This window comes from Mesorhizobium sp. LCM 4576 (assembly GCF_001854815.1).
GTDB classification, from domain to species: Bacteria; Pseudomonadota; Alphaproteobacteria; order Rhizobiales; family Rhizobiaceae; genus Mesorhizobium; species Mesorhizobium plurifarium.
The window spans coordinates 616,438-638,136 of the sequence record NZ_MDDT01000024.1; the positions used below are offsets into that span (position 1 = coordinate 616,438).

Here is a 21,699-nt window from a genome sequence, read left to right on the forward strand (position 1 = left end):
TTTATCCTTTCACTCCGCCGCTGGTTAGGCCTGAGATCAGCGCGCGTTGCATGACGAGGCCGATCAGCACTGGCGGCAAGGCTGCCAGCACGCCGGCGGTGGCGATCAGTCCGTAGTCGGAGACGCGGCCGCCGGCGAGATCGGCGATGGCGACGGTCAGTGTCTTTGCCCGCTGGTCCGAGGTGARGAGCAGGGCGTAGAAGAACTCATCCCAGGCGAGTAGCACGGCAAACAACGCTGATGTCGCCACCACGGGCGCGGCCAGCGGCAAGGTGATGATGCGCCAAGTCTGGAGCAGTCCCGCCCCGTCGATCATCGCCGCGGCCTCGATCTCGCGCGGGATGGAATCGAAGCCCGATTTCATCAGCCAGGTGGTGAAGGGCGCGAGGATGGTCAGATAGATCAGCGCCAGGCCAAAGACGTTGTTGAGCAGGCCGAGCCAGGACAGGCCCATATAAAGCGGCACGGAGAGCGCCACCGGCGGCAGCATGTAGGTGGCGATCACCATCGACAGCGACCAGCCGACCGAGGGCGTGCGCGAGACGGCCCAGCCGGCGGGCACGGCAAGGACGACAGCGGCGAGAGTCGCCATGCCGGCGACCTCCAGGCTGTTGCGCAGCGATGACGTGAAGGCCGCGCCGGCGCTATTTTCGGCCCTCGACAGAAGCTGCGCGTAGCGGGAGAAATCGGCCGCCTGCGGCCACCAGCGCAGCGGCTTGGCGRCAAGATCGGCCGCCGGCGATATGCTCATGACGAAGAGCCAGGCGAGCGGCGCCAGGATCACGGCGGCGAGCAGGAGGGCGCAGGCATGGACGAAGACGGTGAAGACCGGGCTTCTGCGTTCCATCAGGCCGCGCTCCCGGCGGTTTTCCTCACCAGCGCCGCATAGGCGACGGCGAGCACGGTGACGAGCAGCGTGACGATCAGCGCCAGCGAGGCGCCGGAGCCGGCGCGCTGGAAGGAGAAGGCTTCCTGGTAGACGAGGATCGACAGCGAGCGCGTGCTGCTGGCGGGGCCGCCGCGTGTCATCACCCAGATGATGTCGAAGACCTTGAAGGCTTCGATGGTGCGCAGCACCAGCGCCACCATCAGCGGGCCTGCAAGATAGGGCAGGATCACAAAACGGAAGCGGTTGAACGGCCCGGCGCCGTCGACAAGCGCTGCGGCGGTGATGTCGCGCGGCACGGCCTGCAGGGCGGCGAGCGCAATCAGCGCGACAAGCGGAAAATTCTTCCAGCAGTCGGCGACGATCAACGCCGCGAGCGCCGTGCCGGGCTCACCCAGCCAGGAACGATAGTCGTCGATGAGATGGAGTTGCGTCAGCGCCGCGTTCAGCGCCCCATATTCGGGATTGTAGATCAGCCGCCAGAGCGTCGCGTTGACGACGGTGGGCAGCGCCCAGGGCAGGATCATCAGCCCGCGCAACACGGCACGGCCGCGGAACTCCTGATTGAGCAGGAGGGCCGCGAGCACGCCGATCACCATCTCGGCGGCGACCGAAATGACGGCGAACCAGGTGGTGGTGACCAGGGTGCGGGTGAAATTCGAGCTCGTCAGCATCTTGGCGTAGTTGTCGAAGCCGACATAGTTGCCCGCCGTGCCGACCAGTTGGGCGTCGGTAAAGGAAAGCCTGACGGTATCGACCAATGGCCAGCCGATAACGGCGACCATGACCACCAGAAGCGGCAGCATCAACAGCCACGCGCGAGTCGTCATCCAGGTGCCTGACATCAGAGGCGCCTCTCTCCCGTCATCCGGTCAGAGCGGTTCACCGTTTCACGGAACCGGCGAACCGCTCTATCTCTTTGTTTTAACGCAATTCCGGACGGAAAACCGCTTCACACTTTTCCTGGAATTGCTCTCGAAATAGCATGGGCGGCGCTCGTCGATGAGGCCGCCCGCGTCGAGGAACGCCAGATCAGAGGCCGCTGTTTTCGGCGGCGGTCTTGAGCGCGTCCTCCGGCGTCGTCTGGCCGAGCAGCGATTCCTGGATCGCCTGCTGCAGCGCCGTCGACAGCTGCTGGTATTTCGGCGTGGTCGGGCGCGGATACATCGCGGCGAGGCCGAGCTTGGCGGCGGCAATCAGCTCTTCCTGGCCCTTGGTGACGGCCGGATCGTCATAGGACGAGGCCCAGATCGGCAGCGAGAGCTTGGCATACTGGTTCTGCGTCGCCTGCGAGGTCATGAACTCGATGTACTTCCAGGCTTCGTCCTGATGCTTCGACACCGCCGTGATGCCGAGGCCCATGGAGCCGTTGACGGCGGACACCTCGCTGGTGCCGGCGACGCCCGGCGCCGGCACGACGCCGACCTTGCCGGCGACCTTCGAATCCTTCGGGTCGTTGGCCATGTTGTACATGTAGGTCCAGTTCAGCGCGAAAGCGGCATCGCCGTTCTCGAACACCTTGCGGACGTCCTCTTCCAGGAATTCTTTGGAATTCGGATTGGTTAGGCCCGATTTGTAGCTGTCGACCATGTATTTCAGCGCCGAAACGCCGCCGCCATTCTGGAAGTCGGGCTTGCCGTCCTTGAGGAAGTCRCCGCCATAGGCGCTGACCAGCGTGGTGTAATCGCAGACGGCTGCTTCGGCCTGCGACCAGCTCCAGGCGATCGGCGTCTTCAGCAACCCCTTGTCCTGGATGATCTTGGCCTGTTGGCCGAGCTCTTCCCAGGTCTTCGGCGGCGCCTTGATGCCGGCCTTTTCCAGGATTTCCTTGTTGTAGAACAGGTATTTGGTGTCGAGGATCCACGGCATGCCGTAATACTTGCCGTCATACTGGACGGTGGTCCAGGCGCCGGGCAGCACGCCCTTCTTCATGTCGTCGGTGATCTTCGACGACACGTCGACCAGCACCTTGTTGGTCGCGTATTCAGCAGGCCAGATGACGTCGAACAGCACCACGTCATAGCCGCCGCCGGATCCTTGGGCGAGCACGGTCTTGTCGTGCAGGCCTTCATAGGGAACGAATTCGAGGTTAACCTTGATGTCCGGATTGGCCTTGGTGAAGGCCTCCGTCATCGAGCGCACGTCAGCCTCGCTGTAGGCGGCCTGCGCCATGAAGAGCGCGTTCAAGGTGGTTTCGGCGAAGGCGTGGGGGACGTACAGCCCGCCGACGAACACCGCGCCCAGAAGTGTCTTACCGATCGATTTCAGCATTTGTCTTTCTCCCATTTTAGACAGCTGCAAGGGAGCGGCCAGCCGCTTCCTCGAATTCGCTTCGCGTGACCGGATCCGTCCTCAGCGGCGTGCGGCGGAGCCCGAAAGCCTTGCCGTCTTTTTGTAGAGCCGCGCGGGCCTCACCTATTAAGTCAATTCGCTTGACTTAATTAGTCGATCAATCCTTTAATGGAGTCAAGAGGGGAAGCGACGGTGCATGATATCAGCCCGATCCGTGCCAAGAGCGGCACCAACCAGGAGGGTACCAGCGCGCATAACCGCCGCGTCATGATAGAGGCGCTGCGGCTCAACGGCGCGCTCTCGCGCGCGGACCTTGCRCGGGCGACGCAGCTCACCAAGCAGGCGGTTTCCAACATCGTCGAGGATCTCGAGYGGGACGGCCTGGTCGTGGCCCTGGATGCGGTGCGCAAGGGCAGGGGGCAGCCTTTCACGCCCTATCGGCTGGTACCCGAAGGGGCGTTCGCCATCGGGCTGYAGATCGACCGGCATTTGACGCGCGTCGTGGTGGTCGACCTCGTCGGCAAGGTGATCGCGCGCGCCGAGGCAGGTCTGCCGCTCGACGAGCCATCAGCCGGCGCCAAGATCATCCTGAGCCTAGTCGACCGCGTCAGGCGGGAGTTGRCTTCCTTGTTCGCCCAGTCCGAGCGGCGGCTGGTCGGCCTTGGCGTCGCCATGCCGGGGCCGTTCGGCCTAAGGGAATCCGACGACAAATGGATGATGCCGGCCTGGCAGCAATTCCCGCTGCTCGAGACRCTTGCCGCCGGCACGGGATTGAATGTCGGGCTGCAGAACGATGCCGCTGCCTGCGCCACGGCAGAGCGCATCGTCGGTGCCGCGCACGGCGTCGACCATGCGGTCTGCCTTTATGTCGGCTATGGCATCGCCGCGGGGCTTATCCTGAACGGCGAGCTCTACAATGGCGGCAACGGCAATGCCGGCGAGATCGGCAGGGCATTGCTGTCGCCGTCCGGACCCGGCTCGACGCCGTTGGAGCATCGCGCCTCGCTCGCGTCGCTCTACCAGCATCTCGGCCTCGATCCCGCCGAAAGGGGACTTTACGAAAAGCTCGGCGCGCTGGCGCTCGTGCAAGACCCGAGGGTCATGGGCTGGGTCGAAAGAGCCGCGTCCGACCTGCGCTGGAGCGTACATCTGATCGAAACGATCTTCGACCCGCAAACCGTCATTCTCACCAGCAGCGCGCCCGAGGCGTTGGCCCGGCTCCTGYTTCAGGCCATGCATCCGCTGCTGCCGTCGATCGCGGACCGGCCGGTCCGGCGCCTGCCGCGGCTGCAGCTGGGCACCACCGATCCCTGGGCGATCGCGGTGGGCGCCGCGGCAGAGCCGATCAGCCGGGCCTTCGATCCGCGTTTTTCCGCTATCCTGAAGGCCGGATAGAGCCGGTCAGTCCATCGCTTGCGTGGTGCTGGCGGCGAAAGCCGCGTCGATGATGGCGAGCTTGACCGCCTGCGCGGTGAGGTATTCGCCATAGAATTCGTTCGAGATCCACATGATGGAATTGCCGCGCTGCCCCAGCCAGCCGACGCTGCCAAGCGCCTCGGCATCGCGCAATTTGCGCGCAAGGTGGGTGCGCGACAGCTTCAGCCATCTGGCGAAATCGCCGATCGACAGCACGCCGGTCGGGATACGCTCCTGGCCGGCATTCTGAGGGTCGACGCCCGAGATCAGCCAATCCATGACGACGCCGCCATTGTTGAGCCAGGTGAACAGCGAAAAAGTCTGTTGCGGCTCGCGCACCGGCACGGAGGAAACCAGCCCGTCCGCGATCAACGGCTGCAATTGCGCCAGCAATTGCGGCCGTGCCCGGAATGTTTCCAGCCGGTGCCCGCCGTCAAGAGCATCGAGCGTGCCTAGATGCATATGGATCCAGCCGATCAACGGCTCCAGGGTGATGGCGGGCAGCCGCAAAGGGCGAATGCGGCCGTCGTCGCCCGCCGGCCCGACCTCGATGAAATTGTAGTGCTGCATTTCCTTGATGAAGGCATGAGCCGTGTTCCGGCTTGCCACCGCATGCTGGACGGTGACGTCGACAAAACGCGCCGCCGTCAGCTCCTTCCGGTAGTCGCTGGGATCCCTGCGAAAATACAAGGCAAGACCGATATGCGCCATCAGCCAGCGTTGCTGGGTGGCAAAGACCGAGGAGGCTCGCGGGTTTCCTTGATAGGCTTGCTGCATCGCCAAGGCCTGTGCGCGCACGCAAGCGGGCAATGCCGGGTGACCGGCAATGTCTTCATAGGTCAACGCACCCTCCCAGCTTCCACCCCAAAGATGCTGTATGCTCGCACGCTGCGGATAGCAGTTTTGGCCCGCACTCGCCAGCGGGGCCGCGCCGTTGCGGTGGTCAGCGCTCTTTCAGAGCTGAGAGACAGGCCTCGAACGCTTCGTCGACGACGGCCAGCTTGGCTRCCTGGACGGCCATGTATTCGTCGAAGAAAGCCCTCGAAACCCACATCACGGAATGACCGCGCTGGCCGATCCAGCCGATGCTGCCGAGCGCCTCGGCATCATAGAGCTTGCGCGCCAGATGCGTGCGGGAGAGCTTCAGCCAGTGCGCGAATTCGCTGACCGAAATGACGCTGGTCGGTATCCTGTCGAGATAAGCGTCCTCCGGATCGATGCCGGACATCAGCCAATCCATGACGATGCCGCCGTTGTTCAGCCAGATAAACAACGAGAAAGTCGGTCCGKGCTCCCGCACGCCGTCGCTGGCGAGCAATCCGTCGGCGATCAGCGGCTGCAGGGTGGGGAGCATTTCGGGCTGGTCGAGGAAGGCCGCCAGCCGGGTTCCGCCATCTATGCGGTCGAGCGTTCTCAGATGCGCGTAGATCCAGTTGGTGAAGGTCTCCACGGTGGCCGTCGTGACCTGCATGGGGTGGGCGCGGCCATCACCGCCGGCCGAGATATATTCGGCGATGTTGTAATGCAGCATCTCCTTGACGAAAGCTTCGGCGGTGTTGCGGCTGGCCACCGAATGGCGGCGCACGGCCTCGATGAAGCGCGCCATCGTCATCTCTGTGCGGCGGTCGTTGGGATCGCGCCGGAAATGCAACGCCAGGCCGACATGGCCAAGCAGCCAGCGCTGCTGGGTGGCGAAGACGGCGGCCAGCCGCGGAGTCGTTTCGTAGACACGGATGAGCGCGCGCGACTGCTCCTGCACACTGCGAAGCGCTGCCGGATGACGGGCGATCTCTGCGGCACTTAGCGGCATTCCTTGCGGCACTCCATGCGATTCCAAGCAACGACAAATGAAGATTTCCAGTCTTGGCCGGTCGTGTCCAGTTGCCCATTGGGACAACGAACGATCAGGTGGTGAATTCGTTGCTAACTCTTTGCATCGGTTCGCGAAACCCGTCCCAATAATAGTCGGACCCGCAGCCCCGCGTTGAATTGACGAGTCCCTATGAGCGCGCCACCGGCGTGGGCTGTTTCCGCCGGACCTCCGGGGACGATCTTCGATATGTCCGCCCTTGCCGTTGGCTGAGCAGCCTGCCGGCACGGTTCCGGGGGTTTGTGCCGACACGCCTGTGCAAGGGCGGCAAGCCCGGCAACACCCTGTCGACGGTCTTCGGTGTCACGACGCTCTAGCTGGGATGATCCCGCGCGGCACGGCGCGCTGAGATCATTGTTTTGCCTGGCTGGTTCATGCGACATGGCCCAATGGCGTGGTTGCCTTTGCCGAACTGCGTTTCGTGGAGGTTGTCGAATGGCYGGCAAGACGGTCCTGATTGCCGGCGGCGCCGGGGGAATGGGTCTCGCGACCGGGCTGCGTTTCGCCGCTGACGGCGAGCGGATCGCGCTTGCCGATCTTGCCGGTCCCAAGCTCGACGCCGCCGTGGCCAAGATTGYCGCGACCGGGGCGCAGGCGATCGGTTTGTCGCTCGATATCCGCTCCGTTGCCGCCTGCCGCGATGTGGTGGGCAAGGCCAGGGACTGGGGCGGAGCGCTCGACATCCTGGTCAACGCCGCGGGCGTTTGGCTCGAAGGGCCGGCGAGCGAGGTCGCAGAAGACCAGTGGGACCTTGTGCTGGACGTCAATCTCAAGGGCGCGTTCTTCCTGATCTCGGCGGCCATCCCGCATCTGGCGGCGGCGCAGGGCGTGATCGTCAACATCGCGTCCGACGCCGGCATCGTCGGCAACAACGGGGCGTCCGTCTATTGCKCCTCGAAAGGCGGGCTGGTGCTTTTGACCAAGGCCCTTGCCCTGGAACTTGCCCCGCAAGGCATCAGGGTCAACGCCGTCTGCCCCGGCGACACGGCGACGCCGATGATCGAATATCAGGCCAAGACCTATGGCGGAGATGACCCCGACGGCTACAAGCGCCGGCTTCTGGGGCACTATCCGCAAGGGGACAAAGCAAGGTTCATCCAGGTGGAAGAGATCGCTTCCTTCATCCACTATCTTTGCCAGCCGGGCGCGGCGCCGATCACCGGGGCCGCGCTTTCGATCGATTTCGGCGTCAGCGCCRGTTACTGAACCCAGGGATCGGTTTCATCGCGATCGCCCGCGCCGGCATGCCGGCATTCTAACGGTGGAGAGGAAATGATTGTGTTCCGCAAGTCTCGCAGGGCGTTGGTGACCGGCGCGGGCGCCGCCGACGGTATCGGCATCGCTACCGCGCGGGCGCTGGGCGAGGCCGGTCTTTCGGTCGTCATCACCGCTTCCTCCGCACGCGTCGAGCAACGCGCGGAGGAATTGCGGGGGGAGGGGCTCGATATAAGCGCTGTCGTGGCCGACCTGACGCTTTCCGGGGATGTCGATCGCTTAGGCTCCGAGGTCGGCGAAATCGATATCCTCGTCAACAATGCCGGGATGGGCACCGTTGCCCAGCCGGCATTGCAGCGGCGGTTTCTCGATCTCAGCGAAAGCGACTGGGATCGCGGCATCGATGTCAGCCTGAAGACCGCCTTCTTGAGCACGCGCGGATTCCTGGCCGGCATGGTGCGGCGCGGCCATGGGCGCGTCGTCAACATGGCCTCGGTGACAGGGCCTTACGTGTCCAACGAAGGCGAGGCCGCCTATTCCGCGGCCAAGGCAGGCATGATCGGGCTGACGCATGCGCTCGCCCTGGAGGTCGGCCGCGACGGCGTCACGGTCAACGCCGTGGCGCCGGGCTGGATCGCGACCGGCGCCTCGACGCCGGAGGAGTTGGTCGCCGCGCRCAACACGCCGCTTGGCCGCGCCGGCAGCCCCGCGGAAGTCGCGGCCGCCGTGCTGTTCCTGGCCTCCGACGCGGCGAGCTATGTCAACGGCGCGGTCCTCGTCGTGGACGGCGGCAACATCCTGCAGGAACGCAAGGGATGAGCGCTGGGACGCGAACAATGGTCAGGAACGGCTCTGTCGCCTATATAGGCGTTTTTCCAGCCTGACCGTCGTTCCGTGACCCCTGCCGCCCGCCTGCAAGCCACAATCGAACTTATGCATGAAGTCGATAGCATTCCGCGTCCCGCGGATGCCGTCGTCTCGGTCTGGTTTCGGGCCCGACGCTATATCGGCGACAAGGACCGTGGCCAGATTCTGGAGCTGCTTTATGCGCTCCTGCGGCATCATGCGCGGCTTGGCTGGTGGCTGGCCAGGCATGGGCGCGAGGACAAGCCCCGCAACCGGCTGCTTGCATGGCTGACGCTCAAGRCAGGCACGACGCCCGATCAGATCGAACGCTTGTTCAATGGCGTGAAATTCGCGCCTGCCATCCTGACGGGTCAAGAGCACGCGCTGCTGGTCAAACTGCAGGGATGCACGATCGACCATCCCGGCATGCCGGAAGAAGTGCGCCTCGAATGTCCGTCCTGGGCGGCCGATCCGCTGCGGCGCCGTTTCGGGGAAGCGTTCAGCCAAGAAATGGCCGCGCTTTTGACGCCGGCGCCGCTCGACCTGCGCGTCAATCCGATCAAGTCGACACGTGAGGCCATGCTTGGCGCGTTGAAGGACCTTGGCCTGCGGGCGCAGCCTTCGGCCCTGGCCCCTTACGGCATTCGCGTGCAGGAGCGCCCCTCGCTGGCCAGCCTGCCGATGCTGAAGAAAGGCGAGGTCGAGATCCAGGACGAGGGCTCGCAGCTTGTCGCCATGCTGGTCGATGCCCGGCCGGGCGAGCGCGTGGTCGATTTTTGCGCCGGAGCCGGYGGCAAGACACTGGCCATCGCCGCGCAGATGAACAACAAGGGCCATGTGGTCGCCTGCGACGTCATGGAAGGCCGTTTGAAGCGCGGCGCCGAGCGCTTCCGGCAGGCAGGATTGCACAACATCCAGACCCGGCTCCTGGCCAGCGAAACGGATCAGTGGATCAAGCGCCACAAGGGTGGTTTCGATCGCGTTCTGGTGGACGTGCCTTGCAGCGGCACCGGCACCTGGCGCCGCAATCCCGACGCACGCTGGCGCGCGCCAGAGGAACAGGGTCTGGATAATCTCGTGTCGCTGCAAGCCCGCATCCTGGCGAGCGCGGCGCGTCTGGTGAAGCCCGGCGGACGGCTGGTCTACGCGACATGCTCCATGCTGTCGGAGGAGAATGAGGACCAGGTGGCCGCTTTCCTTGCGGCGCATCCCGCCTTTCGTGCCGTGCCGCTCAACGAGGCCGCGCCGCAACTGACGAATTCATCCCATTCCGACTACCTGTCGCTGTCGCCCGCGCGCAACGACACCGACGGCTTCTTTGCCGCTGTTATGCAGCGAGAGGCGGTGTCGCCACCCGGCGGGGGCTGAGATTGGACGATGATGGTGTGGTCAGCCAACCGGGGCTGATGCTCGAGGTTGAAGCCTTGGCGGGTAGCCATGCCTGCTATTCGAGATCCATTTTTTAAATGGCCCGAACGGGCCGCAAGCGGACTGGCAGCCTGAGGCTGCGGAACTCAAACAACTGCCACTCTGATCGGCGGACATTCTGGCGACGCTGGCGGCACGTCAGCGCCATTTCTCGCGTAGAATGCCCATGGTACTGATCATTTTCTGTGGGCTACCGATTCGACGTCGCGGTTGACCTTTTGTTTCTGCTGTTCCGATATAGGATCRCATCAGGCTGAGCAGAACACGGCTGGTGACTTAGAAAGCTCAAACCTTTGTCCAACGCGAAACAAATATTGGCGATGCTGCACAGTCGCGCTGAGGGCGACGACGAGCAATTCTATTCGATCGCGTTGCAGGTAGCCGCCTCCGAGGCGCGGCAGGGACGCCGCTCCAGCGCCGAGGCGCTTCGCTCCGCCGTTGAAATCGCACGGAAATCGCGCAGGGAAACCCCCGTCGCGATCCCGTTCGCCAAGCCGCGTGGCGAATTGGAAGGACTTATCGAGCATCGGGAACCCCGCTACACCCTCAAGGACGTGGTGCTGGATCAGACGCTTCGCGCGCGTCTTGATGAATTGGTGCGCGAGCAGCAAAAGCGGAGCTGGCTGCGCGAGCACGGCAAGACGCCAAATCGTCGTGCCCTATTCGTCGGCCCACCCGGCTCCGGCAAGACCATGACCGCCGAGGCGCTGGYAGGGCAACTCCTCCTCCCGCTTTTCGTTATTCGACTGGAAGGCTTGATAACGCGTTTCATGGGCGAAACCGCCGCGAAGCTGCGGCTCGTCTTTGACGAAACCGTGAAACGGCGCGGCGTCTATCTCTTCGATGAATTCGATGCAGTCGGCGGGAGGCGCAATGCCACAAACGATGTGGCCGAAATGCGACGCGTCCTGAACTCCTTCCTCCAATATATGGAGGAGGAGAACTCGACCGACAGCCTTATTATCGGCGCGACGAACCATCCCGATCTGCTCGATAACGCGCTGTTGCGCCRCTTCGATCTTGTGGCGCCCTTCGACATGCCATCGCAGGCTCAGGTAAGGCAAATCATCCTCAGCGCGTTGCGTCCCTTCAAAGCGCCGCGTCTCGCGTGGAAAACGCTGTTCAAGGCCGCCGAAGGCCTAAGTCAGGCCGAGATTGCCCGCGCGACGGAAGACGCCGTGAAATCGGCCATTCTCAGCGAGACCAATGTCGTCACCTCAGATCAGCTCGTCCGGCGGCTGGGCGAACGACGCGCTATGCAGGAGGCATTCTCCAACCCGAAGCCCCGCTAACCCGATATGCCTGATTTCGTCCTGCCTCATCTCGACATTTCCAATCGACGACAGACCAGCCTCTACAAATCACCTCCTCGAAACATGGGAGATGGAAGCGCCCCGCGCGTTCGCCAGGAGCATGGTGCTATGCTCCTTGACCAATTGCGCGCCGCCTTTCAGGAGGTCGCCGAATCCCCTTCGCCCGACGAACGGTTTGAACGTTCTGCGGGTGCCTATTACGAGGTGGAACTGCGAAAGGGTGCCGACGCGGAGAATCTCGACAAAAAGAACTCCGGCATTCTGTCAGGCGCGGCAAAGCGGGACGCCGAAACTGAAAAGCTGACTGCCVTCCTGTTCGTGCCGGACGAATCCCTGCCAGTGCTGGAGACCATACTGGAGGATTATCGCGCCGGGCCGCTGACCGCGAGGGATAAGCCGCAGCATAAATCCTATGTCGAGCCGATCGAGGGCATCAGGCGCGCTCGTCTGCTGTCCTTCTGGACCGACAATCCCGTTGCGCTTCCCGACGACCCACAGGCGCAAATCTGGTGGGAAGTCTGGTGTACTCGCGGCTTTGAGGGCGAGGTGCTTGAGGTACTGGCGCAGCTCGAATGCCAGATCGCCGATGACGACTACCGCCTGACCTTCCCCGAAACGATTGTTGTGCCGGTCTTCGCCCGCCGTACGGATATCGAAGTGGCGCTGTTCGCCTGCAGGGGCATCACCGAGCTTCGCCGTGGCTCCGACACGCCTTCCTTCTTTATGGAAGAGGAGCGCGAGAACCAGCATGATTGGGCCAGTGATCTGGCCGAGCGTGTCGCTTGGCCAGGTGCTGACGCTCCCCGCGTCTGCCTGCTCGATACCGGCGTCAACCGCGCCCATGTACTCATCGAACCCGCTCTGGCGGAAGCCGATCTGCTCACCGCCAATCCAGATTGGGTGCCCACTGACAATCAGGTGGATAGCCACGGCACGGAGATGGCCGGACTGGCGCTCCATGGCGATCTCTTCGCCGCCCTTCAGGATCAGGGCGAGAGRCCACTTCGTCACCGGCTGGAATCCGTGCGCATCATGCCCGCCGATGGCTTCCCGCCGAACGAACCGGCGAGATTGGGCACGATCACGTCGACCGCCATCRCCCTCGCCGAAATCCAGAATCCGGATTCGGATCGCATCTTTTGCATGGCCATCACCAATGAGGAAGTGTCGGGCGAACGCGGCACAAGTTGGAGCGCATCGGTTGATCGTGCCGCCATCGGCAGAATGGAGGGGGATGACGCGAACTCTCCGCGCCGCCTGTTCTTTATTTCGGCGGGCAACGTGCCAGCCGTCATGAACTTCGCCGATCTTCAACCCTTTGAGAATTATCCGATCGAAGACCCAGCGCAGGCTTGGAATGCGCTGACTGTCGGCGGATATACGCAGAAACAGATTATTGATGATGGGCTGGACGGCTATCAGCCCATGGCCCCAATGGGTGAGCTAAGCCCGTATTCGCGCAATTCGCTGGCCTGGGTGCAGGGCAAGACCCCTGTCAAACCCGAAATCGTCATGGAGGCAGGCAACCGGGCGAGGTCCGTCAACGGCCAGAGCCTTGTTTCCTGCCCCTCACTGGAGCTGCTGACGACCGGCAGTGAAGCCGACCGTCTGCCGATCGTGAACTTCGCTGCGACCAGCGCAGCCACGGCACTTGCCTCGCGGCTCGCCGCCCGACTGAAAGCCGATCATCCAAACTACTGGCCGGAGACCATCCGTGCGCTCATGGTGCACAGCGCCGAATGGACCGAGCCGATGTGGCAGCGCCTTCAGGCGACGGACAGCCTCCGCGAAAAGCAGYGCCTCGCGCGATGCTTCGGCTATGGCGTGCCATCCTACGAGCGCGCGACGGCATCGGCCACCGATCATCTGGCGCTTGTTGCGCAGCAGGTGATCCAGCCTTACCGCAGAAAAATCACCATCGAGGATGGAGTGAAGACATACAGCAAAGGCTTCAACGAATGCCATTATTATCCGCTGCCCTGGCCGAAGGAGATCTTGGAGCAATATGCGGATCAGGACTTCATCCTGAAGGTGACACTCTCTTATTTCATCGAACCGAACCCCGGCCGTGCGGCAGCCATAGACCCCCAAAAGTACCAGTCATTTGGCTTGCGCTTCGACCTCAAGCGCCCGCAGGAGAGTGAGATTCGGTTTCGTGCCGGTATCAATGCCGAAGAGAAATTGCCTCTCGGATTGGYCACAGCCGCGCGTCCCAATGACTCAGGTTGGCARTTCGGACCAAGCAGCATATCGGCAGGGTCGATTCACTGCGACCAATGGATCGGCAGCGGTGCCAGGCTTGCCTCGCGGGACCTTATCTGCGTGAAACCCGTCGGGGGCTGGTGGAAGGAGCGAGGCAACAAGGCGGTGCTAGAGCAGCAGGCACGTTATGCGCTGGTGGTGACGCTGGCGTCGCCGGACGTGGAGATCGATCTTTATACCCCAATTGCGGCCGAGATTACGCCTAAAATCCCTGTCGAGATCGAACTCACTAACTGACCGCGAAGAGCACACCCTGAGGCGGCGGAACGCTACATTGCTCTTTGGCTATTTCGTCAGGCGCAAACGTACGGGCAATGTCTGTTCTCAGCCTACGGCAAAGGCGCCATGAACGGCCAATTCTGGGCGCCAAGCTGCCGTCGAAGCCAGATCTGCTGGCTCGAACCGACACCCGGCAGGTCAGTTATGCTGACCGAGCGTTACGCCTCACTTCTTCAGCAGCGGCACGCCCTTCGTCGTGAACCTCTGCCCCCTGCCGATAGGCCTCACCGGCCGCTTCGTGGCGGCGGCCTTGCCGGTGCCGGGCGGCTGGTGGGCTGGCACGAGCTGGTCGGGGCGGGGGCCGATGAGGTCGGCGCGGCCCATCTCCTTCAACGCATCGCGCAGCAGCGGCCAATTGTCGGGGTCGTGGTAGCGCAGGAATGCCTTGTGCAGCCGGCGCTGCCGCCCACCGCGAACGGTCTCGACCTTGTCGGTCGCGCCGCGCCGCACGCCCTTCAGCGTGTTGACGCCGGTATGGTACATGGCCGTCGCGGTCGCCATGGGCGAAGGCAGGAAGGTCTGCACCTGGTCGGCACGGTAGCGGTTCTTCTTCAGCCAGAGCGCGAGGTGCATCATGTCCTCGTCGGTCGTGCCGGGATGGGCGGCGATGAAATACGGAATGAGATAGTATTTCTTGCCGGCTTCCTTGGCGGCTGCGTCGAACATCTCCTTGAAGCGGTCATAGGCGCCGATGCCGGGCTTCATCATCTTGTCGAGCGGCCCGCGCTCGGTGTGCTCGGGCGCGATCTTGAGATAGCCGCCGACGTGGTGGGTCACCAGTTCCTTGACATATTCGGGGCTCTTGACGGCCAGGTCGTAGCGCACGCCGGAGGCAACCATCACCTTCTTGACGCCCTTGACCTCGCGCACCTTGCGGTAGAGCCGGATCAGGTCGTCATGYGAGGTGTTGAGGTTGGGGCAGATGTCGGGAAACACGCAGGACGGCAGCCGGCAGGCCGCCTCGATCTTCGGGTCCTTGCAAGCCATCCGGTACATATTGGCGGTCGGCCCGCCGATATCGGAGATCACGCCGGTAAAGCCCGGGGTCTTGTCGCGGATCTTCTCGATCTCGCGCAGGATCGAGCCCTCGGAGCGGTTCTGGATGATGCGGCCCTCGTGCTCGGTGATCGAGCAGAAGGTGCAGCCGCCGAAGCAGCCGCGCATCACCGTCACCGAGAACTTGATCATGTCCCAGGCGGGGATCTTGGCATCGCCATAGGACGGATGCGGGGCGCGCGCGTAGGGCAGGTCGTAGACGGCGTCCATCTCGTCGGAAGTCAGCGGGATGGGCGGCGGATTGAGCCACAGGTCGCGGTCGCCATGGCGCTGGACGAGCGGGCGGGCATTGCCGGGGTTGGCCTCGCGGTGCAGCACGCGCGAAGCGCGGGCATAGGCGTCGCGATCGTCCTCGACCTGTTCGAAGGACGGCAGCCGGATCACGATGTCGCCGGGCTTGCGGCTCGCGCCCTCGTCGGCGGAATCGAGATCGTCTGCGTGGAGCTCAGTGAAGTGCTCGGGCACGCGGCGKAACAGGGCGACGCCCCTGACGGAATCGAGCTGGCGCGGCGTCTCGCCGGCGGCGAGCCGGTTCGCCACCTCGACGACGGCGCGCTCGGCATTGCCGTAGATCAAGAGGTCGGCCTTGGCATCGGCCAGGATCGAGCGGCGCACCTTGTCGGACCAGTAGTCGTAGTGGGCAATGCGGCGCAGCGAGGCTTCGATGCCGCCCAAAACCACCGGCACGTCCTTGTAGGCCTCGCGGCAGCGCTGCGTATAGACGATGGTGCAGCGGTCCGGCCGCTTGCCGCCTTCGCCGCCTGCCGTATAGGCGTCGTCGTGGCGCAGCTTGCGGTCCGAGGTGTAGCGGTTGACCATGGAATCGAGGTTGCCGCCGGTGACGCCGAAGAACAGTCTCGGTCTGCCCAGCGCCTTGAACGGTTCCGCCGACTGCCAGTCGGGCTGCGAGATGATGCCGACCCGAAAACCCCGGGCTTCGAGCAAGCGGCCGATGATCGCCATGCCGAAGCTCGGATGATCGACATAGGCGTCGCCTGTGACGAGCACGATGTCGCATTCATCCCAGCCGAGCGCCGTCATCTCGGCGCGGCTCATCGRCAGGAACGGCGCCGCCCGTCCGGCAGGAGGCTTGCTGCCGGACAGGGGAGCGATGTTTTGCTGGGCGCTGGCTATGGTTTCCATGGCCTCGACGTATAGGACGCCGGCAGCGCGAATTCAATTAACCTCGATTTCGGGTCGATTGACAGATTGTTTGAACACCCATAATCTTGTTTGACTACAAACAAATAATCGACCGCGCGAGGGGCGCGTTAGGTGGACCTGCGCATTGACCCAGTCTCAGTCGTCACACCGCTCATCGGCGCACAAGGGCGCGGCAGGAAGTCATCCGTTTGCCGGTYTCTCCGAGGCCATTCCCGGGGCCGGACGTCGCATGGGGATTGCCCGGCGCTGCCGGGCGGACATAGCCGAGAGGTAGACTCGGCAAGCAGGCATCCAGATCTGGAGGAGAACGAGATGCATCTGAATTCGAGGATTTCACGCCGCAAGGTGCTGTTCACCGGCGCTGCCGGCGCTCTGGCCGGCCTGGCCATGCCCTACGTCGCGCGCGCTGCCGGAGACCCCATCAAGGTGGGCATCCTGCAACCCTTCTCGGGCGGCCTCGAGGTGCTCGGCCAGCAGGGATTCCAGGGCGCTGAAATGGCGCTTCTGGAGGCCAACGAGGCGGGCGGCGTGCTCGGCGGGCGCATGTTCGAGATCGTCAAGGCGGATGACCGCACCGATCCCAAGACCGCGGTTGAGCGCACCAGCGAACTGATCCGCCGCGACAAGGTCACCGCCATCATCGGCCCCGTCACCAGCGCCAACCGCGACGCCATGCTGCCGACGATCGAGCGCTACAAGACCCCGCTGCTCTATGCCACCGACTATGAGGGCGGTGTCTGCAGCCGTTATGTGACCTGCTACAGCGCCTTGCCGGCGCACTGGGTCAACCCGTTGGTGCCCTATGCCGTGGAGAACCTCGGCAAGGCGTTCTATCTCGTCGGCAGCGACTATGTCTGGCCGCAGAAGATGAACAAGGCCTTCCGCGAGGAAGTCGAGAAGGTGAAGGCCAAGGTGGTTGGCGAAGAATACACGCCCTGGGGCGCCAAGGATTACGCGGCCACTCTGCGCAAGATCGAAAGCGCCGGCGCCGACGTCRTGGTCATCACCATCGTCGGCGCCGACGCCGTCACCTTCGTCAAGCAGTTCGCCGCCGCCGGGCTGCAGAGCAAGATCAAGATCATCTTCTTCGGCTTCAACGAGAACTACGTGGCCGGTCTCTCCGAGACGGAATCGAACGGCATCGTCGCGCCGTCCAATTTCATCGCCAATCTGGACAAGCCGGAGGCGAAGGCCTTCGTGCAGCGTTTCCATACCCGCTACGGCGCGAATGCGGTGGTCTCCAACACCACCGACGCGCACTACACGCTGACGCGCTTCTTCATCGAAGGCGTCAAGAAGGCGGGCGCCGACGACAAGGAAAAGATACTTGCCGCGATGGTCGGGCAGTCGCTGATGTCGGGCAATGGCGAGGTGGATCTGCGCGCCTCGGACCGCCACGCCGACCTCAACGTGCTCATCGTTCAGGTGGACAACGGCCAACTCAAGGTCCTGAAGGACCTCGGCCGTATCGTTGCGCCCAGCCAGTGCGGCTGACGCCGTGAACGAACCGCGTGGTCCTATCCTGCAGCTTGCGGGGGTAACCAAGCGCTTCGGTGGGCTCGTTGTCCTCGACGGGCTCAGCCTGACGCTGCCCAGGGGCGCCATGCAGTGCATCCTGGGACCGAACGGCTGCGGCAAGACCACGCTGTTCAACGTCGTCACCGGCGAGTTCGCGCCCGATGGCGGAGAGGTCAGGCTCGGTGGCCGCAACGTCGCCGRCCTTTCGCCCTATCGCATCTCGCGGCTCGGCGTGGCTCGCAAGTTCCAGGTTCCGGGCGTTTATCCGGAGCTCAGCGTGGCAGAGAATATCGAGATACCGCTGGCCGCCGGCGCGGGCCGCTACGGTCCGCTCTCGTTGTTGGGTTATCGTCCCGACCCTGTCCGCCGCGACCGGCTGCTCGATCTTTGTGGGCTTGCCGGCAAGGCCGGCGACAAGGTCGGCGAAATCGCCCACGGCGAGAAACAGAGGCTGGAGATCGCCATGCTGGTCGCCCGCGACGCGGAGCTCATTTTGCTGGACGAGCCGACCGCCGGCATGTCCGGCGCGGAAACCAGCGCTGTGGCAAGCTTGATCCGGCGCCTGCGCGACGAGGAAGGCAAGTCGATCCTGGTGATCGAACACGACATGAATTTCGTGCGCCAGCTCGAATGCCCGATCGTGGTCATGGTTCGCGGCAAGATCGTCGCCGAGGGCCGCTACGACGAGGTCAGCCGCGACCCGCGCGTCATCGAGTCCTATCTCGGGAAGCGTCATTGATGCTGCAGGTCGAAAATCTCGTTGCCGGYTATCCATCCGGCGGCCGCGTGCTGAAGGGTACGACTTTCGACGTCGCCAAGGGCGAGGTCGTGGCCCTGCTCGGCCGCAACGGGATGGGCAAGACCACTTTGATGCGTGCGCTCGCCGGCCAACTCGCCACACAGGGCGGAAGCTTCCGCCTGGACGGTCGTGAGCTCGGCAATTGTCCTTCTTATGTCATCGCCAATGAGGGAATCGGTTACGTTCCGCAGGGGCGCGAGATCTTCAAGGACTTCACCGTCGAGGAGAACCTGCTGATGGGCGTGCTCGGCAAGCCGCGCCTGCCCAACCGGCTGCCGCGGGACATCTACGACTTCTTCCCCGTCCTGGGCGAGCGGCGCAGGCAGAAGGCCGGCACCATGTCGGGCGGGCAACAGCAGCAGCTCGCCATCATGCGCTGCCTTGTGGGCCAGCCCAAGCTCCTGCTRCTCGACGAGCCGTCGGAGGGCATCCAACCCTCCATCGTCGACGAGATCGGCCGCACGCTGCAGGCCATTGCCCGCTCCACCGGACTGACCATTCTGGTGGTCGARCAGAATCTGGACTTCGTCGAGACGCTGGCGGGACGCGCCCTGTTCATGGAAAACGGCGTCATCGCCGATCGTGCCGACCGGATCGGGCAGTTGCGCGAAAGACCCGAACTCGTCCATCGCTACCTGTCAATCTGAGGCTGCCGTGCAAGCGACGATCGCACTTCTGCTCGATACCGCGAACTTCACCCTTGCCCTGCTGCTGGTGACGCTGGGCCTCGTCGTCATATTCGGGCTGATGAACGTCATCAACATGGCCCATGGCGAGTTCTTCCTGATCGGCGCCTATGTCGTCGTCGCGGTCAGCAATGCGACGGGCTCATTCTGGCTGGGCCTGCTGCTGGCGCCCCTTGTGCTCGCCGTCGTCGGCTTGCTGGTCGAATGGTTGATCATCCGCCACATCTACCATCGCTTCATCGACACCATCCTTGCCACCTGGGGCCTGTCCCTGGTGATCAAGCAAGGCGTCGTCGTGCTGTTCGGGCCGGGGGCCCAGAGCGTTCCAAATCCGCTTCCCACTGCCGTCGATGTGTTCGGCGTTCAGTATCCGGCCTACCGCCTCTTCATCATGGCACTTGCGGCCGCGCTGGCGCTCGCCACCTACTATCTGTTCTTCAGGACAAAACTTGGACTGCAGATACGCGGCGTCATCGCCAATCGCGCCATGGCGGCGTCCCTGGGCATCAACACACGGCGCATGGACCGGGCCACTTTCGCCGTCGGCTCGGCGCTGGCGGGCTTCGCGGGCGCTGTGATGGYGCCGATCATGAGCGTCGACCCGCAGATGGGCGTCGGCTTCCTCATTCCGTCCTTCCTCTCGGTGCTCGTGGGCGGCGTCAACTCGCTCGTCGGCGCGCTCATCGGGTCCGGCGTGATCGGCGGCGCCACCACCATCTTCTCGGCGGGCATCTCGCAGGCCGACGCCCAGATCCTGGTGTTCCTGCTCGCCATGATCATCATCCGTTTCTTGCCCAACGGCATCATCGGAGGCCGCAAATGACCCGCCCCGCGCGTCTCGGCCTCAGCCTCACGGTGCTCGCCTGGGCAGGGCTCGGACTGGCTCCGCTTGCGCTCGATGACTGGAATATCGGCCTGCTCACCCAATACGTGACCTACGGCATCTTCGMGCTCAGCCTTGGACTGATCTGGGGTCAGGCCGGCATATTGTGCTTCGGCCAGGCCATCTTCTTCGGCATCGGCGCCTATTCCATGGCGCTGGTGACGCTGGGCAAGCTGCCATGGCTTGGAGACAGCCAATGGACGGGCCTGGCGCTCGCCGTGCTGCTGCCCATGATGGTCGCCGCGCTGCTCGGCTGGATCATGTTCCAGGGCCGCGCGCTGTCAGGCGCGCATCTTGCCATCGTCACGCTCTGCGCGGCGGTCGTGTGCGAGATCGCGGCGCGGCGCTGGGAGTTCATCGGCGGTTTCAACGGCCTGTTCAACGTGCCGCCGCTGTCGGCGCCTAATGGCGATCCGCTCTCCACCAATGCAACCTATTTCTTCGTCGGTATCGCCGCGCTGCTCACCTATCTCTTGTCGTTGTGGATCGGGCGTTCGCCGCTCGGCACTGTGCTCGCCGGCATCCGCAACGACGAGCGCCGCACGCTGCATTTCGGCTACGACGTGCGCTTGCACAAGATCTTCGTGTTCACCGTCTCGGGCGCAATGGCGGGCTTCGCCGGCGGCCTGTTCACCACCCAGTTCGGCTTCGTCTCGCCGCCGCTGGTCGGATTTGCGCTCTCCACAGAAGTGCTGATCTGGGTGGCTGTCGGTGGCCGCTCGGTCCTGATGGGCGCCTTCCTCGGCGCGCTTGCCGTGCGCGCCACCGAGAACGCCATGTCGGCAAGCCTCGACCAGTACTGGCTGATCGCGCTCGGCGCGCTGTTCATCGTCGTGGTCGTCGTGCTGCCGCAAGGGTTGTTCGGCAAGCTGCTGGCGCTCGCGCCGCCGCGGCGACTGGGGCGGGGAGGGACAAGATAGTCCTGCCAYGCCGCAGGCCCGCAGAGGTGATCTGCCAAGCGGTTCAGCGCGTGCGCCGCAGGTTCGGGAACGCGGCAGCCTCGGGCGCGTTGGCCCAACTCTGCAAGGTCTGTCCACCGTCGATCAGCCAGTCGACCCCAGTGACATGGCAGGCGTCGTCGGAAGCGAGGAAGGCGACCGCAGCCGCCACGTCCTCGGGCTGGCCGATGCGCCGGAGCGGAATGCGGTCGGCGAAGCGCTGCACGCCGGCCAGATATTGCGCCTTGTCGGCGGCCGGAACGCCTAGCGTGGTCTCGATGACGCCCGGGCAGATGGCGTTGACGCGGATGCCGTACGGCGCCACGTCGAGCGCGGCGACGCGCGTCAAGCCGACCACGCCGTGCTTGGTCGAAGCATAGCCGGCGCCGCCGGCGAGCACATCCCATCCCGCCATCGACGAACCCATGTTGACGATCGAGCCCTCGACGCCGGCAGCGATCATCGCCTTCACCGAAGCCTTCAGCACCACGAACATCGAACGCAGATTGATGCGCACGATGTCGTCCCAGTCTTGCGTGGGCAACTCATGGACAGGGGCCACCTTGCCCGAGATGCCGGCGTTGTTGAACACCGCGTCCAGCCTGCCGAAAACCCTCACGACCTTGGCCACCGCCTCCTCGACGGCAGCCTCGTCGGTTACGTCCGCCGTGATCGCTATCGCCTTGTCGCCGATCGTCGAGGCGATGGTCTCGGCGCGGCCGGCATCGAGGTCCAGCACCGCCACCTTGGCGCCCTCCTGCGCGAAGCGACGGGCAGCCGCGCTGCCGATGGCGCCGCCACCGCCGGTGACGAGCACGGTCTTGTCCACAAAACGGGTCATCGTCCTT

Annotated in this window: 18 protein-coding genes; 11 read left to right on the plus strand and 7 right to left on the minus strand. The window is 64.0% G+C overall.

What is annotated here, in order from left to right; all coding sequences use genetic code 11:
* Position 1: 1 nt before the first annotated feature.
* The 3 genes from LCM4576_RS15945 to LCM4576_RS15955 form a co-directional block, all read right to left on the minus strand.
* Positions 2-847 carry a carbohydrate ABC transporter permease gene (locus tag LCM4576_RS15945; protein WP_071033037.1) on the minus strand — a complete coding sequence of 282 codons (846 nt, stop codon included), beginning with the start codon at positions 845-847 and terminating at the stop codon, positions 2-4.
* On the minus strand, positions 847-1,731 hold the full coding sequence (locus tag LCM4576_RS15950) for a carbohydrate ABC transporter permease (RefSeq protein WP_071033038.1): 885 nt from the start codon (positions 1,729-1,731) through the stop codon (positions 847-849). Before LCM4576_RS15950 ends, LCM4576_RS15945 begins: the two co-directional genes overlap by 1 nt.
* A gap of 187 nt (positions 1,732-1,918) precedes the next feature.
* Positions 1,919-3,157, minus strand: a complete 1,239-nt coding sequence (locus tag LCM4576_RS15955; protein ID WP_071033039.1) for an extracellular solute-binding protein — start codon at positions 3,155-3,157, stop codon at positions 1,919-1,921.
* Positions 3,158-3,370: 213 nt separating this feature from the next.
* On the opposite strand from LCM4576_RS15955, the gene LCM4576_RS15960 reads away from it, so the two are divergent.
* Positions 3,371-4,573 (plus strand): ROK family transcriptional regulator, encoded by a 1,203-nt coding sequence (locus LCM4576_RS15960; protein ID WP_071033168.1) that lies wholly within the window; start codon positions 3,371-3,373, stop codon positions 4,571-4,573.
* 6 nt (positions 4,574-4,579) lie between these two features.
* On the opposite strand, the gene LCM4576_RS15965 is transcribed toward LCM4576_RS15960, so the two are convergent.
* Positions 4,580-5,437: a hypothetical protein gene (locus LCM4576_RS15965; RefSeq protein WP_244508223.1), complete on the minus strand. Its 858-nt coding sequence runs from the start codon at positions 5,435-5,437 to the stop codon at positions 4,580-4,582.
* A 100-nt stretch (positions 5,438-5,537) separates the two neighbouring features.
* Complete coding sequence (locus LCM4576_RS15970; protein WP_071033041.1) at positions 5,538-6,404, minus strand: hypothetical protein; 867 nt, start codon at positions 6,402-6,404, stop codon at positions 5,538-5,540.
* Between the two features lie 495 nt (positions 6,405-6,899).
* On the opposite strand from LCM4576_RS15970, the gene LCM4576_RS15975 reads away from it, so the two are divergent.
* The 5 genes from LCM4576_RS15975 (at position 6,900) to LCM4576_RS15995 (ending at position 13,765) form a co-directional block, all read left to right on the plus strand.
* Complete coding sequence (locus LCM4576_RS15975; RefSeq protein ID WP_071033042.1) at positions 6,900-7,670, plus strand: SDR family NAD(P)-dependent oxidoreductase; 771 nt, start codon at positions 6,900-6,902, stop codon at positions 7,668-7,670.
* 72 nt (positions 7,671-7,742) lie between these two features.
* Positions 7,743-8,498 (plus strand): SDR family NAD(P)-dependent oxidoreductase, encoded by a 756-nt coding sequence (locus LCM4576_RS15980; RefSeq protein WP_244510812.1) that lies wholly within the window; start codon positions 7,743-7,745, stop codon positions 8,496-8,498.
* A 114-nt stretch (positions 8,499-8,612) separates the two neighbouring features.
* Entirely contained in the window at positions 8,613-9,893 is a 1,281-nt protein-coding gene (locus LCM4576_RS15985; RefSeq protein ID WP_198540252.1) for an RsmB/NOP family class I SAM-dependent RNA methyltransferase, read from the plus strand.
* Between the two features lie 380 nt (positions 9,894-10,273).
* Positions 10,274-11,245 carry an AAA family ATPase gene (locus tag LCM4576_RS15990; RefSeq protein ID WP_071033045.1) on the plus strand — a complete coding sequence of 324 codons (972 nt, stop codon included), beginning with the start codon at positions 10,274-10,276 and terminating at the stop codon, positions 11,243-11,245.
* 129 nt (positions 11,246-11,374) lie between these two features.
* Positions 11,375-13,765: a S8 family peptidase gene (locus tag LCM4576_RS15995; protein WP_157901215.1), complete on the plus strand. Its 2,391-nt coding sequence runs from the start codon at positions 11,375-11,377 to the stop codon at positions 13,763-13,765.
* 207 nt (positions 13,766-13,972) lie between these two features.
* On the opposite strand, the gene LCM4576_RS16000 is transcribed toward LCM4576_RS15995, so the two are convergent.
* On the minus strand, positions 13,973-16,006 hold the full coding sequence (locus tag LCM4576_RS16000) for a YgiQ family radical SAM protein (protein ID WP_071033047.1): 2,034 nt from the start codon (positions 16,004-16,006) through the stop codon (positions 13,973-13,975).
* A 333-nt stretch (positions 16,007-16,339) separates the two neighbouring features.
* Here LCM4576_RS16000 and LCM4576_RS16005 point away from each other — a divergent pair, with 333 nt between their 5' ends.
* Genes LCM4576_RS16005 through LCM4576_RS16025 form a run of 5 tightly spaced genes read left to right on the plus strand, consistent with a single transcriptional unit; the run spans position 16,340 to position 20,833 of the window.
* Positions 16,340-17,521, plus strand: coding sequence for a substrate-binding protein (locus tag LCM4576_RS16005; RefSeq protein WP_083361408.1), 1,182 nt, complete (start codon positions 16,340-16,342; stop codon positions 17,519-17,521).
* A gap of 4 nt (positions 17,522-17,525) precedes the next feature.
* Entirely contained in the window at positions 17,526-18,284 is a 759-nt protein-coding gene (locus LCM4576_RS16010; RefSeq protein WP_198540253.1) for an ABC transporter ATP-binding protein, read from the plus strand.
* Positions 18,284-18,991 carry an ABC transporter ATP-binding protein gene (locus LCM4576_RS16015; protein WP_071033048.1) on the plus strand — a complete coding sequence of 236 codons (708 nt, stop codon included), beginning with the start codon at positions 18,284-18,286 and terminating at the stop codon, positions 18,989-18,991. The genes LCM4576_RS16010 and LCM4576_RS16015 overlap by 1 nt, the downstream gene beginning before the upstream one ends.
* A gap of 7 nt (positions 18,992-18,998) precedes the next feature.
* Positions 18,999-19,853 (plus strand): branched-chain amino acid ABC transporter permease, encoded by an 855-nt coding sequence (locus LCM4576_RS16020; protein ID WP_071033049.1) that lies wholly within the window; start codon positions 18,999-19,001, stop codon positions 19,851-19,853.
* Positions 19,850-20,833 carry a branched-chain amino acid ABC transporter permease gene (locus LCM4576_RS16025; protein ID WP_071033050.1) on the plus strand — a complete coding sequence of 328 codons (984 nt, stop codon included), beginning with the start codon at positions 19,850-19,852 and terminating at the stop codon, positions 20,831-20,833. Before LCM4576_RS16020 ends, LCM4576_RS16025 begins: the two co-directional genes overlap by 4 nt.
* A gap of 43 nt (positions 20,834-20,876) precedes the next feature.
* On the opposite strand, the gene LCM4576_RS16030 is transcribed toward LCM4576_RS16025, so the two are convergent.
* The gene (locus LCM4576_RS16030) at positions 20,877-21,692 is read right to left on the minus strand and encodes an SDR family NAD(P)-dependent oxidoreductase (RefSeq protein WP_071033051.1); all 816 of its coding nucleotides are present in this window, start codon (positions 21,690-21,692) and stop codon (positions 20,877-20,879) included.
* Between the last annotated feature and the right edge of the window lie 7 nt (positions 21,693-21,699).